This is a genomic window from Gemmatimonas sp. (genome assembly GCF_021298855.1).
Classification (GTDB): Bacteria; Gemmatimonadota; Gemmatimonadetes; order Gemmatimonadales; family Gemmatimonadaceae; genus Gemmatimonas.
The window spans coordinates 15,103-30,696 of sequence record NZ_JAJTHI010000001.1 but is presented as its reverse complement, the minus strand read 5'-3'; the positions used below and the strand labels follow the sequence as shown (position 1 = coordinate 30,696).

The following is a 15,594-nucleotide window of genomic DNA, read 5'->3' as shown; positions in this document are numbered from 1 at the left end:
GGGGTGGAGGCATGCCCACGCTGCCGGCCATCGTGAATGACCCGGATTCCCACCGGCGCCACGCGCGCTTGCGGGCGTTGAATCTTTTCAGCGGGTGCCGGGAGTACGTCAAGCGTCGCGAGGGCATGATTCACGCCATGGACGGCGGCCTCTGGCTGCACCGGCATGTCTGGAAGGACACGCCGCTGGTGCATCTGGTGAGCACCGATCGCGCCCGTCTCGTGGCGTACGGCGCGGCCCTCGGTCTCAGTGTCGCGCGGCTCCAGTACAAGCCCCTCAAGGATCCGCGCACCGGCACGCGCCGTGACGCGTGGCACTGGGACCTGGGCGGCCCGGTCTATCCGCCGTACGACGAGCGATTGCTGGCAGTGGGCCAGGGAACCCGATAGGGCCCCGGCGTGTCCTGGCGCTCAGGCCGACAGGGTGTGCGCGTCGGCGTCGTGCGCCATGCGCTCCCCCTCGGCGATGTTCACCGTCATGAGCATGGCGCCGCCCACGACGAAGAAGGCGATCACCCACAGAATGGCGCTGCGCGAACTGCCCGTCGTGCTCACCGCGATGCCGAAGACCGCCGGCCCGAGGATGCCGCCGAACTTCTCGAACACACTGTAGAAGCCGAAGAACTCGCCGCTCTTGTGCTTGGGCACCATGCTGGCAAACAGCGAGCGGCTGAGCGCCTGGGTGCCGCCCTGTACCATGGCCACCATGCCGGCCAGCAGGTAGAACTCGGTGACCGTGTGAATCGTGTAGGCGTAGATGCAGATACCGGTGTACACCGCCAGCCCCAGCAGAATGGACAGCTTCGTGCCCAGTCGTGAGGCCAGCGTGCCGAACAGGAACGAGAACGGAATGCCCACGAACTGCACGATGAGAACGGCCGTGATGAGGTCCGACCGCGGCAGCCCCAACTCCTCACCGAAGACCGTGGCCATGCGCACGATCGTCTGGATGCCGTCGTTGTAGATGGTGAACGCCAGCATGGTGAGGAACGCCTGCTTGTAGAGACGCATTTCACCGAGCGTTTCGCGCAGCCGCGAGAACGCCACGACCACGGAATTGCCGGTCGGCGTTTCGTCGGTCTCGATGCGACGCGGCGGCTCGGGCACGCCGCGCAGCGTGGGAATGCTGAACAGCAACCACCACACTCCCACGCTCAGGAACGCCAGACGTGCTGGCAGCGTGGCCTCTGCCGGCGTGAGATCATCGCCGGCGGGAAGGCCGAAGAGCGCCGGATTGCTGATCCACGCCAGATTGATGGCCAGGAGCAGCCCGCCACCGATGTACCCCATGGCGTAGGCGCCGGTGCTGACGCGATCGATTTCGTCTTCGCGCGCGATGTGGGGCAACAGCGACTCGTAGAACGTCATGCTGCCCGTGGCGCCCGCGAGCGAGAGCACGAACAGCGTGGCGGCCAGGAACAGGTCCCCGTGCATGATGAAGAACATGCCCATGGTGCTGAACACGCCGAGCAGCATGAAGACGCTCAGGAAGCGTTTCTTGGCCGAGCGATAGTCGGCCATGGCACCGAGGACCGGCGACAGGACGGCGATGAGGAGGGCGCCTGCCGTGTTGGCCCACGAATACCAGGCGGTGGCCTCCGCCTTCGTCATGTCGGCGCCGGCGACCGAGATGAAGTAGATGGGAAACACGGCCGTCGTGATGACGGTCTGCATGGCCGACACGGCCCAGTCATACATGGCCCAGGCCCGCAATTCGGGGCGGTGCAGCCCGAGGGCGTTGAGCAGCCCCTTGGATCTGGCGATGGCGGGCGTGGTCACGGGTAGGTGGTTCGGGCGGTGAATGGGCCACGGAGATCGAGCCGGGTCGGTGGGTAATGCTCTGGGCCGGTATGGTCGCTGTCCAGTACATCCCGTGCCATACTTCTTCACATGCCCCGGCACCCTGTCTTTTTCCGCTGTGTCGCATGGCGTGCGTGCCTGGTCGGTCTGGCCCTCGTCGGCATGGCCTGCGATCGCCCCCGGTCGCCGGCCGGCGGCGATTCGGCGGCACCGGCCGAAAACGGCGTGCGTCCCGAGCCCGCCGCCCTCGAGGGCCGCGTGAGCGGTTGGGACATGGCGGCGGGCCCCTTCGTGGTGCTCCCCACCGTCGACGGCGGCATGGTGGCCGGGTCGCTGCTGCTCCCCGAGGCGGCGGACAGCAGCGTGGGGGATACCACCGGGGTGGGTGCGCTTGTCGGGGACGCGCGCGTCGAGCTCTTTTCGCGGGGCGGGCGGGTAAGTGACGCGCGCCTGGCCGTGGAACTGGCACCGCCGGGGGAGGCCGGGTGTTCGGCGTGGCCGGTGGCCCGCCTCGCCGTCGACGCCGGCGCCGCGGTGCCGCCGTGGACCGCCGCCTTCGCGGCCGGGCGCGTGACGCCCATTCCGCTCGATTCGATCGAAGGGCTGGCGCCGCGAGACTCGGCGCGACTCGCCGCCGATCTCACCCGCCTCGCCTCACGTCTCCCCGACGACACGAGTGCCACCTTCCGCGCGCTCCCCTTCGTGGTGTTGCGCGCGTGGCGCTCCCGCGGTGTCGACAGCACGTTCGTCGTGGCCCTGCTGGCCCGCCGCGTGAATCAGGAGGACGATCCCAAGGAGGAGCGCCTCGTGCTCGTGGTCGACGCGCTCGGCAACACTGCGGCCACGTGGCGCGTGGGGTGGCACGAGCGCGCCTCGGGCCACGAGGAGGAACTCGTGGTGGCCGAACCGCTGCTCGCGTTCCGCGCCACCGGTTCGCCGGATGTGCGGCTGCTGTTCGGCCGCGATGACGGCGTGGCGCTCGGTGCCGCCGTTCTCGCGCGGCGCGAAGGCGCGTGGCGCGTGCTGTGGGAGAGTGCGATTGCGGGGTGCGGCTGAGCGTCGAGAGGGACAGACCGGCGTCCCCGCCGGTCCGCTCGCTCACCGCTCCCGCTTTCTCCGGTAGGCCATTCCCCACGCCCGCAACGCCTCGATCGCCGGCAGCGCGGTGCGTCCGAGATCCGTGATCGCGTAGTCCACGTGGGGGGGCACCACGGGGTGCACGGTGCGCGTGAGCAATCCCGCCTGCTCGAGCTCGCGCAACTGCTGCGTGAGCATCTTGTGCGATACGCGCGTGAGGTCGCGGTGCAGTTCGTTGTAGCGCCACGTGCGCCGATTGAGACGCCAGAGTATGGGCATCTTCCATTTGCCGCCGATGGCGTGCAGGGCGAGCTCCACGGGACTCTGAAACACGAGCCCTTCGAATACGAACTCAGGCATCGATAACACTCTCAAAAGTGTAAGTATCACCCCAAAAAGTGCATACTGGTCCAGCGGGGAGTGATACCATACGCTGTGGTCGATCCGTTGTCGCTGTCAACTCCTCACCGACCACAGCCAGATGAGTGCCAACATCAATGTGTCGACCACGGCCCGCCCCAAGCGCGTGCTGATGCTCGCGGCCAATGCCGCCGTGTCCCCCGTGACGCAGTGGCCCGTGGGCTTCTGGTGGGCCGAACTCACCCATCCATTCTGGGAATTCACCGAAGCCGGATACTCCGTCGAGATCCGCAGTCCGCTTGGCGGCGCGTTGCAGGCCGACAGCTATTCCGATCCGGAGGACGCCAGCGGGTACTCGGCGCACGACCTGATTTCGCTGGGCTTCAAGAGGTCGCCGTCGCACGCCTCGCTGCTCGCGAACACCGCGTCGATCGAGGGCCTCGAGGTGGCGAACTACGACGCCCTGTTCGTGATCGGTGGGCAGTCGCCGATGATCACCTTCCGCGGCAACACCGCCCTCCAGGCACTGCTGGCCGAGAGCTACGAGGCCGGCAAGGTGGTGGCGGCCGTGTGCCATGGGACCTGCCTGCTGCTCGAGACGCGCCTGTCGAACGGCGAGCTCCTCGTGAAGGGGAAGACCTGGACGGGCTTCGCGAACAGCGAGGAGCAGTTCGCCGACAGTTTCGTGGGCATGCGTATCCAGCCGTTCTGGATCGAGGACGAGGCGCGCGCGATGGCCGATACCAACTTCGTGGTGGACCAGCGTTTCCGGTCGTTCGCGGTCCGCGATGGCCGACTCATCACCGGGCAGCAGCAGTACTCGGGCGCCGCGGCGGCGCGGCTCGTGATCGAAACGCTGGGGCGCTGAGCGGCGGTGCGCGCGGGGTAGGCGGGCCGGCTGCTGGCTGGCCCGCTTTGGTTGCAAGGGAGGGAGCAGGGGGGAAGAGGGTCAGGGTGAAGGTGGAAGGTGATCCTTCCCCCTGCCGCCTGAATCCTTTCCCCCTGCTCCCTCCCTTGTCATAAAGGCGCGTCGCCGACGCGCCTGACCGCATTAACGCAAGCCCTCCAAAACACAGTCCGGCGCACGTAGTATCCGCGCCTATGACTGCCCCGACCCTCGATACCCTCGCCCCCGTGCTCGTGGCACGCGTGGCGACCGAACTGTCGCTCAACGCGCAGCAGGTTCAGCGCACGCTCGCCCTCTTCGCTGAGGGCGCCACCCTGCCATTCATTGCCCGCTACCGCAAGGAGATGACCGGCGGGCTCGACGAGGTGCAGCTTCGCGATGTGCGTGAGCGCGCCGAGTACCTCCAGGAAATGGAGGATCGCCGCGCCGCCATCCTCAAGAGCGTCGACGAGCAGGGAAAGCTCGACGAGACGCTCAAGGCCGCCATCATGGCGGCAGACACGAAGCAGACGCTGGAAGACCTGTACCTGCCATTCAAGCCGAAGCGCCGCACCCGCGCCATGATTGCGCGTGAGCGTGGCCTCGCGCCATTGGCCGAGGCGCTGTGGGACGGAGGGCTCGATGATGCGGCCGCCCTCGTCAGGGCCGCCGAGTTCGTTCTTCCCGAGGTGGATGGCAAGCCCAGCGAGGTGCCCACCGCCGAGGCTGCGCTGCAGGGCGCGCGGGACATTCTTGCCGAGCAGATTGCCGAAGATGCGGTCATTCGCGGCTGGGTGCGCGAGGTCACGCGCGCCAAGGGCGTGGTGAAGAGCAGTGTGCTGGCCGAGAAGAAGAGCGACGAATCGAAATTCAAGGACTATTTCGACTTCGCCGAGTCGCTCGGCACCATTCCCAGTCATCGCATGCTTGCCATTCGCCGCGGCGAGACCGAAGGCGAACTGCTCTGGCGCATCGAAGCGCCCGTGGAGGAAATCAACGCACGGCTGCTCCGCGAGGTCGGTGCCGGCCGGCCGGCGCAGCAGCAGTTCACGCTCGTGTGCGCGGACGCGTACAAGCGGTTGCTGTCGCCGGCCATCGAGGTGGAGCTGCGCGTGGAGCTCAAGACGCGCGCCGACGACGAAGCGATCACCATCTTCGGACGCAACCTCGAACAGCTGTTGCTGGCCAGCCCGGCCGGCGAGAAGAAGACCATTGGTCTCGATCCGGGATTCCGCACCGGCGTGAAGGTGGCCGTGGTCAGCGCCACCGGGGCGCTCGTGCACACCGACACGCTGTATCTCCATCAGGAAGACCGCTTCGCTGGCGCCGTGCGGGCCATGGTCAACCGCTTCGCGCCGGAGCTCATTGCCATTGGCAACGGGACGGCCAGTCGCGAAACGGAAACGCTCACCAAGGCGGCGCTGCGTGAACTGGAGGCGCCGCGTCCGCAGGTGGTGGTGGTGAACGAAGCTGGCGCGTCGGTGTACAGCGCCAGCGACCTGGCGCGCCAGGAGTTCCCGGAGCTCGATGTGTCGCTGCGTGGCGCCGTGAGCATCGCGCGCCGTCTGCAGGATCCGCTCGCCGAACTGGTGAAGATCGACCCCAAGAGCATTGGCGTGGGGCAGTACCAGCACGATGTGAACCAGACGAAGCTCAAGCAGCGCCTCGACGAAACGGTCGAAAGCGCCGTGAATCGCGTGGGCGTGGAGGTGAACACCGCCTCGGCGGCGTTGCTCGGCTACGTGGCCGGTATCGGGCCGAGTCTCGCGCAGGCGATTGTCACGTTGCGTGACCGGAAGGGCGGCTTCACCTCGCGCAAGGATCTCACCGAGGTGCCGCGCCTGGGGGCGAAGGCGTTCGAACAGGCCGCCGGCTTCCTGCGCGTGCGCGGGGGGGCGCATCCGCTCGATGCGAGCGCGGTGCACCCCGAGCGCTACCCCCTGGTGGAGCGCATGGCGCAGGACCTGGGCGTGAACGTGGCCGAGTTCATTGGCAACGACGCCCTCGTGGACCGCATCGAGTTGCGGAAGTACGTGAGCGGCGATGTGGGGATGCCCACGCTCGTGGACATCGCGGCTGAGCTCAGGAAGCCGGGACGTGATCCGCGTGCGGCGTTCGAACCGCCGGCGTTCCGCGACGACATCCAGAAGCCCAGTGATCTGCTCCCGGGCATGGTGCTGGAAGGGGTGGTGACCAACATCGTGGCCTTCGGGGTGTTCGTGGACATCGGGGTGCACCAGGATGGACTCGTGCACGTGAGCCAGATTGCCGACCGCTACGTGAAGGATCCGAACGACGTGGTGAAGGTGGGCATGAAGGTGAAGGTCACGGTGCAGAGCGTGGATCTGCCGCGCAATCGCATTGCGCTGAGCATGCGCAGCGACGGCGGCATGGGTCCCAAGGGGGGCAGCACCGAGGGGGGGACCCGCCGCGATGTGGAACAGAACGCCCGCGAGAATCGGCCGCCGGGTCATGCCCAGCGCGCGCCACTCAAGGGTGGTTTCAAGCCCGCTGCGAAGCCCTTCGTCCCTACGAAGGGTGCCGTGGCGCCCAACGGCATCCGCTTCAAGTAAGGCAGGCTATCTTTGACGGTTGCCTGCTCTTGGCGGTATTGGCCGCCCCCTCCGTTCGGTATCGTGTGATTCATCCTCGCCTTGCTGCCCTGTTCCCCGCGCCCGTGGTCGAACGGGCGCGTGCGTACGTCGCTGCCGATCGTCTCCGGGTGCTGGAGATCGGCCCGGAGCATGTGGTGGCGGTGGTGCGCGGTACGTCGACCTACGAGACCACGATCACCGTGGCCGCGTCGGTGGTGACGCTCTCCTGTTCGTGTGCGGCGGCGGCGGGGCGTGGTGCCTGCAAGCACCAGTGGGCGTTGCTGCTGCGCCTCGACGAGGACGAGGCCCTGCCGGCGGCGTTGCGTGCCGATGCCCCCCCGCCGTCGGTGACGTTCGAAGCGGCGGCGCCCGTCAACGACGCCTACCTGGAGGCGCTCGAGCAGCAGGATGGGGGGGCGGTGCTGGAGCTCGGCGCGCCGCCGGCGGTGGAACCGTGGCGCGCGGCCTTGCGGCAGATTGCGGGGGCGCAGGCGCAGCGTGAGCTCTCCGCCAGTCGGCAGACGGCGCGATCGATCCCCACCGACCGGCGGATCGTGTACCTCGTGCATCTGACCGGGGCGCCGCAGGCCGATGGGGTACGCGTTGACGTGGCCACGCAGCGCCGCAACCGCGACGGGGTGTGGGATGCACCGCGGCACTTCGGCTTTGCCGCCGCGGCGTGGGTGGATGCGCCCGATCCGGCCGATCGCCTCATTGCCAACCTGTTGCTCGGGACCAGCGACACGGCGCCGGACGCCGCAATGCCCGCCAACGGCTTCGTCATTCCGCTGCGCGCCTTTCCCACCACCCTGCGGCTGCTCTGTGAAACGGGGCGCAGCATGGTGCGCAGCCTCAAGCCGTCGCTCGAGGGGCGCGTGCTGCGGTGGGATGACGGGGCGCCGTATACCGTGCAGCTGCGCGTCACGACCTCCGCCGCTCCAACGTCGGCGTCGCATTACGCCCTCACCGCGTCGCTGGTGCGCGACCGTCAGGAGCATGCGCTGCACGACGTGGACGTGCTGACCCCGTCGGGACTGATGCTCAAGGGCGATGCCCTGGCGCGGGTCGAATCGGGCGTGCTGCAACCGTTGTTGGCGCTGCTCTGGCGCGAGGGCGAGCTCGATCTGGGTGACGATCCCTCCGCCTTTCTCGAGCAGTACCACGGCACGCCCGGGCTGCCGGCGCTTGCGCTGCCCGATGGGACGGTGCACACCGAGTTCGACGTCACCCCCGCGCGCTACCTCACGGCGCGTGCGGATGCGCCCTGGTCGCGGCGGCCGTTCACCCGGCTCGCCGTGCGCTTTCGGTATGGCAACGCGTTCGCCGATGCCCACTCGTCCACGCCGTGGGTATTCGACGGCACCACGCGTACCCTCTACCGCCGTCGCCTGTCGCTCGAACGGGAAGCCGTGACGAAGGTGCGCGCTGCCGGGGCACAGGAGCTCTACTTCCCGGCGGAGCATCGCATGGGGCTGGCACTCCCCGGGCCGCAGGCCCCGACGGTGCTGGCGGCGCTCGTGCACGACGGGTGGCACGTGGAATACGAAGGGCAGCCGTTGGTCGCGGCCGGTCCGGTCACGGTGACGGGGCGCACCGGTGTCGATTGGTTCGATCTCGAAGGCCACGTGACGTTCGGATCGCATGTGGTGCCCCTGATGGAGGTCCTCGCCGCGCGCGCCAGCGGCGCCACGCAACTTCCCCTGCCCGATGGCGCCATCGGCGTCCTCCCGCGCGAATCGCTCAACGCCTGGCAGGCGCTGCAGGCCTTCGGAGAGCGGCGGGGCGGTGTGGTGCGCTTCAAGCGGGGGCAGCTGGCGCTCGTGGACATTCTTCTCGAGTCGCTGCCGGCCGTGGATGTGGACGCCCAACTGGCGGAGGCACGCACGAAGCTGCGCACCTTCCGCACCATCGGGACCGTCCCGGTGCCTGCCACGTTCGTGGGGGCGTTGCGCGGCTACCAGCATGAGGCCCTGGGCTGGTTCGCCTTCCTGCGGCAGTTCGGGCTGGGCGGCTGCCTGGCCGACGACATGGGGCTCGGCAAGACGGTGCAGGTGCTGGCGCTGCTCGAAGCCCGGCGGGTGGAACGCGCGGGGCTGTCGCTGCTGGTGGTTCCGCGCTCCCTCGTCTTCAACTGGATGCAGGAAGCGGCGCGCTTCACCCCACGGCTGCGGGTGGTGGACCTGAGTCATGGCGACCGCACCGATGTGGCGCTCGACGCGCTCGATGCCGATGTGGTGATCACCACCTACGGCACCCTGCGCCGCGACGTGGTGCAGCTGGGGCAGAAGCGCTTCGACTACGTGGTGCTCGACGAGGCACAGGCCATCAAGAACGCGGGCACGGCCACCGCGAAGGCGGCACGCGTGCTGCAAGCCGACCATCGGCTGGCCCTCACCGGGACGCCCATCGAAAACCGCATCGAAGAGCTGTGGAGTCTCTTCGAGTTCCTCAACCCGGGGATGCTGGGGGCGTCGTCGAAGTTCAGCTCGGCCGCGCGTCTGTTGGGGCCGGCCACGGCCGCCGCCGGCGTGTGGAGTACGCCCGAGGCGCCCGACGACCTGCTGACACGGGCGCTGCGTCCGGTCATCCTGCGGCGCACGAAGGCGCAGGTGGCCGCCGAGCTGCCGGCGCGCATCGAACAGACGTTGGAGGTGGAGCTGGAGCCCGAACAGCGCGCCTTCTACGAAGCGGTACGGGTGCGCTACGCCGAACAGCTCTTCGACCTCGTGGACCGCGAGGGGATGGCGCGCTCCCGCATGCACATCCTCGAGGGGCTCCTGCGGCTGCGGCAGGCGGCCTGTCACCCGGTGCTGGTGGACGCGAGCGGCACCACGTTGCCCAGCGCCAAGCTCGATGCGCTCATTCCGTCGCTGCAGGAGCTCACCGCCGAAGGGCACAAGGCGCTCGTCTTCTCGCAGTTCACGAGCTTCCTGGCCCTCGTGAAGACGCGCCTCGATGAGGCGGGGGTGCGCTACGAGTATCTGGACGGCCGGACGCGCGACCGTGGCGCGCGCGTGGCGCGCTTCCAGTCGGCCGAGGGCGCGCCGGTGTTTCTCATCAGCCTCAAGGCCGGGGGGCACGGACTCAACCTCACGGCCGCCGAGTACGTGTATCTGCTCGATCCCTGGTGGAATCCGGCGGTCGAGGCGCAGGCGATCGATCGCGCGCACCGTATCGGGCAGCTGCGTCATGTGCTGGCCACGCGCGTGGTGGCGCGCGATACGATCGAGTCCAAGATTCTGGAACTCCAGGCCAGCAAGCGGGCGCTGGCCGATGCCATTCTCGGCGAAGACAAGGGCGGGCTGGGAGCGATCGGGCGCGCCGAGCTGGAGCTGCTGTTCGGGTGAGCCGAGAGACCCGAGCGGTCGGAAGGAGAATCCAGGTTCCACGCTCCGGCGGTATTCTCAGACGGCACTCTTTCTCTCACGCCTCACCCTCCCCATGCCCAACGCTCACGATTACGGTGCACTCCTGCAGGTCATTCTCAGCGGCTACTCGCTGCCGCACGACGGCTACCATGGGGTGTACCACTGGGCGCGGGTGTGGGAGAACGGACTGCGCGTCGCCGAGTCACAGGGGGGCGATGCGGAGGTGGTGCGGCTGTTCGCGCTTTTTCATGACGCGCGGCGGGTGAACGAGCACCTCGACCCCGATCACGGGTTGCGTGGCGGCGACCTGGCGCATGCGCTGCGCGGCTCGCTGGTGCACCTCGACGACACGCGCTTCGAGTTGCTGTACGAGGCGTGCCGGTTGCACACCGACGGACACACGACCGGCGATGCAACCCTGCTGGCCTGTTGGGATGCGGACCGGCTGGACCTCGGGCGCGTGGGGATCACGCCCCGCGCGGAGCTGCTGTGCACCGACGCGGCGCGGGGGCTGATCCCGTGGGCGCAGGCGCGCGCGACGGCGGATGCGCGGGTGCACGAGGTGCTCGGGCTCTGGGGGCGGAGCTGAGAGCTGAGACCCCAAGCCTCAGCTGTCAATTCTCCGGCTGAGAGTTGGGCGCTCGGCTCTGAACGCGGCAGCAACGCTGCCGCGTTCTCAGGGTGTCGAAACGAAGCCGGTCTCCCGTTCGTACCTGTCGGCATGTCCCGCGGGCGCCCCGCCCGCTTTCCCACCAGTTTGGCGGAGTCCACTGTTCCTCATGACCTCCCGACGTGATTTTCTCCGGCAGGGCGGCACCGCACTTGGCGGCGCCTTGCTGGCCGGCAGCGGTTTGGCCGGTATTCCGCGGCTGCTGAGTGCCGCCCCGGCCCCCGATTGGCGCACCCTCGAGGCCTTCGAGGATATCGCGAATGTGCGCACCCTCATGGACGCGGCGCTCAATGCGGCCAAGATGGCCGGTGCCAGCTATGCCGACGTGCGCTGCAGCCGCCAGCGCCAGAACTTCGTGTTCACCCGTGAGCAGCAGATCCAGAACGTCGTGGACACCGATACGGTGGGCCTCGGCGTCCGCGCGCTGGTAGACGGGACGTGGGGCTTTTCGGCGACGCGCATCCTCACCATCGACGGCGCGGCCTCTGCGGCGCGTGAGGCGGTGGCCATTGCCAAGGCCAGCACGGTCGCGCGCGCGCATGGTGTGGAATGGCTGCCGACGCCCGCGGTGAAGGATGGCTACTGGAAAAGCGCCTTCACGCAGGATCCGTTCGACGTGCCCGTTGAGCAGAAGGCCGACCTGCTCATCACGGCCAACGCGAACGCCATGAAGGCCAAGAACGTGAAGTACGTCTTCAGCGGATTCTTCTTCGTGAAGGACGAACGCCACTACGCCAACACCGACGGCACGGTGACGAAGCAGGACGTGGTGCGCTCGTGGCCCACCATGCAGATCACCGCGGTGAGCAGCGACTTCACCGACTTCCAGAACCGCAGCAACATGGTGGCCCCCATGGCCCGCGGGTGGGAGTACGTGCTGTCGAACGACCTGGTGGGCAAGGCGCAGCAGTGGGGCGACGAGGCGGCGGCCAAGCTCACCGGCAAGCCGGTGGAGCAGGGGCGGTACGATCTCGTGCTCGACCCGCAGAATCTGTGGCTCACCATTCACGAGAGCATCGGGCACCCCACCGAGCTCGATCGCGCCATGGGTTACGAAGCCAACTACGCCGGCACCAGCTTCGTGGCGCCGCCGGAGAAGATGCTGGGGACGCTCAAGTACGGGCCGAGCCTCATGAACGTCCAGGGTGACCGTTCGCAGGAAGGCGGGCTCTCCACCATCGGGTGGGACGACGACGGCGTGAAGCCCGACGAGTTCCTCATCGTGAAGAACGGCGTGTTCAACGACTACCAGACCACGCGCGAACAGGCGCCGTGGCTGCGCTGGTGGTACGAGAAGCACGGTCGTCCGGTGCGCTCGCATGGCTGCTCGTATGCGCAGGGGTGGGACAACGTGCAGTTCCAGCGCATGCCCAACGTGTCGCTCATGCCCGGTGAGAAGGATCTCACCATGAACGATCTCATCGCCGCCACCGACCGCGGCATCCTCATTCAGGGCGACGGCTCCTTCTCCATCGACCAGCAGCGCTTCAACGCGCAGTTCGGTGGCCAGCTGTACCACGAGATCAAGGGGGGCAAGGTCGTGGGCGTGCTGAAGGATGTGGCCTACCAGATCCGCACGCCGGACTTCTGGAACAGCATGGACATGATCGGTGGCCCGCGCAGCTACGAACTGGGCGGCTCGTTCTTCGACGGCAAGGGGCAGCCCCCACAGGTGAACGCGGTCTCGCACGGCTCGCCGCCGGCGCGTTTCCGCAACGTGAACGTGATCAACACCGGGAGGAAGGCGTAATGCAAGCGGACAATGCCATCCTCACCCGCGAGCAGGCGCAGGCCATCGTGGAGAAGGCGATCAAGCGCTCCAAGGCCGACGCCATCGACGTGCAGGTGAACACGTACACGGCGGGGAACATCCGCTTCGCCGACAATCAGGTGAGTACCGCGGGCAGCACCACCGACGGACAGCTCGGGATTCAGAGCTTCTTCGGCGCCCGGCACGCCGTGGTGACCACCAACGACTTTTCCGACGACAGCATCGCGCGCGCCGTGGCCGAGAGTGAACGGCTGGCGCGTCTGGCCCCGGAAGATCCCGAGAACATGCCGCAGCTCGCGGCGCAGCAGTACACGCCGGTGAATGCGTGGTTCGACAGCACGGCGAATCTCTCGGCGGCGGATCGGGCGAAGGCCGCGCTGTCCGCGCTCGAGATCGCGCGCACGTCGGGCGATCTCAAGGCGGCCGGATATCTCGTGACCACCGCCGGTGCGCTGGCAATCGGCAACAGCACGGGCATGTTCGCCTACCACCGCAGCACCAATGCGAACTACACGCTCACGGTGCGTACCAGCGACGGCACGGGGAGTGGCTGGGCCGCGGCCGACAACGCCGACTGGGCACAGCTCGACGCGCGCCGGGTGGCGGAAACGGCGAGCGCCAAGGCAAAGCTGTCGCGCAATCCGGTGGCGATCGAGCCGGGACGGTACACGGTTATTCTCGAGCCGCAGGCCGTGGGCGACATCGTGCAGCTGATCAGTCAGTATGCCGATGCCCGCAGCGCCGACGAAGGGCGCAGCCCGTTCGTGAAGCAGGGCGGCGGCAACAAGGTGGGCGAGAAGATCATGGACGAACGCGTCACCCTCTTTTCCGATCCGAGCGATCCGCAGCTGCAGGGACGCCCGTGGGACTTCGAGGGCATGCCACTGGGTCGCCAGGTGTGGATCGAGAACGGTGTGCTCAAGCAGCTCATCTACTCGCGCTTCTGGGCCAGGAAGCAGGGCAAGACACCCACCGGTGGGCCCAGCACCTTCAAGATGGCGGGTGGCACGCAGAGCGTGGACGACCTCGTGAAGGGCACCACGCGCGGCATTCTCGTGACGCGTCTGTGGTATCTGCGCGAAGTGGACCCGCGCACCATTCTCTACACGGGGCTCACGCGCGACGGCACGTTCCTCATCGAGAACGGCAGGATCACCAAGAGCCTGCGCAATTTCCGCTTCAACGAGTCGCCGCTGTTCATGCTCAACAACCTCGAGGCCCTCGGTCGCGCCGAACGGGTGGCGGGCACCGAGCAAGGCGGAGACGTGGTGATGCCGAGCCTGAAGGTGCGGGATTTCAACTTCACGTCATTGAGCGAGGCGGTGTGAGCTGAGATCGCGGTTGGGGCGGGGGGCTGATGTCACATGTGGGGCGGGACGTTTCGAGTGTCGGGTTTCGGGTGGCGGGTGTACACCCGAAACCCGATACCCGAAACTCCCTGCCCCACACGCGATCATAGCCTTTCCGCCCCCCCACGCGATCTGGCCACCAATCCCGGCCAGGCGCGCCTTACTTCCCCGCCACCTTCTCCACCCGCTCCATCACCCGCAGCAGATTCCCGCCCCAGATCTTGGCGATCTCCTGCTCCGTGTAGCCGCGGCGCACGAGCTCGGCGGTCACGTTCAACGACTCGGACGCAGTGCGCCAGCCGTCCACACCCCCGCCACCGTCGAAGTCGCTGCTGATGCCCACGTGGTCGATGCCGATGCGCTTCACCACGTAATCGATGTGGTCCGCGAAGTCCTTCACCGTGGCCGCGGGATCGGCCGGGTAGCGACGGGCCGTGATGTCCTCCTGCTTGGCCAGGTACGCGTTGCGCCGGTCGTTGGGGAGCGCGTCCATGGCGCGCTGCACCTCTGCCCGATTGCCGGCGGCAATGCCGTACTCCTTGCGCAGCGCATCGATGGCCGCCGCCCGCTCGGCGTCACGCGTGGGGTTGCACTTCACGTAGCTGTTGAACGCCACCAGCTGAATCACGCCACCGTTCTTCTTGAGCGCGTCGAGCTGCTCGTCGTCCATGTTGCGGCTGTGCCCGCACAGCGCGCGGGCCCCCGAGTGTGACGCAATGATGGGCGCCGTGCTGAGCGCCACCGTCTGCAGCATGGACTGCTTGCTGGGGTGCGAGACGTCGATCATCATGCCCAGCCGGTTCATCTCGGCAATCACCTGCCGGCCCAACGGCGAGAGCCCGTTGTGCAGCCACACCCCGTCGCGCTCGCCGGTGTTGCTGTCGGAGAGCTGGCTGTGCCCGTTGTGCGCGAGGGACAGGTAGCGCCCCCCGCGCTCGTAGAACTTCTGCACATTGGAGAGGTCACTGCCAATGGGAAAGCCGTTCTCGATGCCGATGAAGATGACCCGCTTGCCGCTCTGGTGAATGCGGCGCGCGTCGGCCGCCGTGTAGGCAATCTCCGCGCGCGACGGCGCCAGCGTTTCGGTGAGCCGGTGAATGGCCTCGAACTTCTCGATCGCCTGCGCGTTGGCGCGCGCGTAGCCGGCGGCGTTGAGCGCCGTGTCCTGCCCCACGTACACGATGAGGAAGGCGCCCACGAGGCCACCTTCTTCCATCTTCACGAGATCCACCTGCGTGCGCGGCAGCCGCTGCGTGTAGTTGGGGCCGGTGGCGGTGAAGTTCGACGGGGCAATGTCCACATGGGTGTCGATGGACAGCACCTTCGCGTGAATGGCCTTGGCGGCGGCGAGCACCGCGGCCTCGTCGCGCGGCTTCGGCCCGGACTGGGCCGACAGGCTGGGGGTCAGGCACAGCACGGCCGCCAGCGGCAGTGCAGGAGCAAGCAGGCAGCGACGGGCGAACGCGGACATGGGCGTGGGGATGAACGGGAGGGGATGGAGCGACGGCCGCGGGACGGGGGGACGAGGCGGGGCAGGACCGTACGCAAGAATACGTCGCGCGCGCCGGAGGTGCTGTCAGGCACCTGGTGTGCACCACGGGACCGTTCCCTCCCCAGAGGGCACGCAGACGCATCCCGCTCAACACCGACAACCACAGCGACGGTCGCGATCCGGTGGTGCGGCAGGTCCTGGAGCGGGTCATCGTGGCCGGTTTCGCCG

At 67.9% G+C, this 15,594-nt stretch carries 11 protein-coding genes; 8 read left to right on the top strand and 3 right to left on the bottom strand.

Annotated elements, in window-relative coordinates; translation table 11 throughout:
• Positions 1-11: 11 nt before the first annotated feature.
• Positions 12-389: a hypothetical protein gene (locus LW840_RS00125; protein ID WP_291268977.1), complete on the top strand. Its 378-nt coding sequence runs from the start codon at positions 12-14 to the stop codon at positions 387-389.
• A gap of 21 nt (positions 390-410) precedes the next feature.
• On the opposite strand, the gene LW840_RS00120 is transcribed toward LW840_RS00125, so the two are convergent.
• Positions 411-1,778, bottom strand: a complete 1,368-nt coding sequence (locus tag LW840_RS00120; RefSeq protein ID WP_291268645.1) for an MFS transporter — start codon at positions 1,776-1,778, stop codon at positions 411-413.
• Positions 1,779-1,889: 111 nt separating this feature from the next.
• Here LW840_RS00120 and LW840_RS00115 point away from each other — a divergent pair, with 111 nt between their 5' ends.
• Positions 1,890-2,855, top strand: a complete 966-nt coding sequence (locus tag LW840_RS00115; RefSeq protein WP_291276204.1) for a hypothetical protein — start codon at positions 1,890-1,892, stop codon at positions 2,853-2,855.
• Between the two features lie 42 nt (positions 2,856-2,897).
• Here the strand turns inward: LW840_RS00115 and LW840_RS00110 are convergent, their stop codons facing one another.
• On the bottom strand, positions 2,898-3,236 hold the full coding sequence (locus tag LW840_RS00110) for a helix-turn-helix domain-containing protein (protein ID WP_291260877.1): 339 nt from the start codon (positions 3,234-3,236) through the stop codon (positions 2,898-2,900).
• A 121-nt stretch (positions 3,237-3,357) separates the two neighbouring features.
• Here LW840_RS00110 and LW840_RS00105 point away from each other — a divergent pair, with 121 nt between their 5' ends.
• The 6 genes from LW840_RS00105 to LW840_RS00080 all read left to right on the top strand — a co-directional run bounded on the left by LW840_RS00105 (position 3,358) and on the right by LW840_RS00080 (position 13,853).
• The gene (locus LW840_RS00105) at positions 3,358-4,104 is read left to right on the top strand and encodes a type 1 glutamine amidotransferase domain-containing protein (protein ID WP_291268647.1); all 747 of its coding nucleotides are present in this window, start codon (positions 3,358-3,360) and stop codon (positions 4,102-4,104) included.
• 233 nt (positions 4,105-4,337) lie between these two features.
• A complete protein-coding gene (locus tag LW840_RS00100; protein WP_291268648.1) occupies positions 4,338-6,695 on the top strand; it encodes a Tex family protein in 2,358 nt (785 codons plus the stop codon).
• A gap of 65 nt (positions 6,696-6,760) precedes the next feature.
• Positions 6,761-10,063: a DEAD/DEAH box helicase gene (locus LW840_RS00095; protein ID WP_291268649.1), complete on the top strand. Its 3,303-nt coding sequence runs from the start codon at positions 6,761-6,763 to the stop codon at positions 10,061-10,063.
• Positions 10,064-10,157: 94 nt separating this feature from the next.
• Positions 10,158-10,673 (top strand): hypothetical protein, encoded by a 516-nt coding sequence (locus tag LW840_RS00090; protein ID WP_291268650.1) that lies wholly within the window; start codon positions 10,158-10,160, stop codon positions 10,671-10,673.
• A 190-nt stretch (positions 10,674-10,863) separates the two neighbouring features.
• Entirely contained in the window at positions 10,864-12,504 is a 1,641-nt protein-coding gene (locus LW840_RS00085) for a TldD/PmbA family protein (protein WP_291260872.1), read from the top strand.
• Positions 12,504-13,853, top strand: coding sequence for a TldD/PmbA family protein (locus tag LW840_RS00080; RefSeq protein WP_291276203.1), 1,350 nt, complete (start codon positions 12,504-12,506; stop codon positions 13,851-13,853). The genes LW840_RS00085 and LW840_RS00080 overlap by 1 nt, the downstream gene beginning before the upstream one ends.
• Before the next feature lie 181 nt (positions 13,854-14,034).
• On the opposite strand, the gene LW840_RS00075 is transcribed toward LW840_RS00080, so the two are convergent.
• Positions 14,035-15,345 carry a dipeptidase gene (locus LW840_RS00075; protein ID WP_291276202.1) on the bottom strand — a complete coding sequence of 437 codons (1,311 nt, stop codon included), beginning with the start codon at positions 15,343-15,345 and terminating at the stop codon, positions 14,035-14,037.
• Positions 15,346-15,594 lie beyond the last annotated feature (249 nt).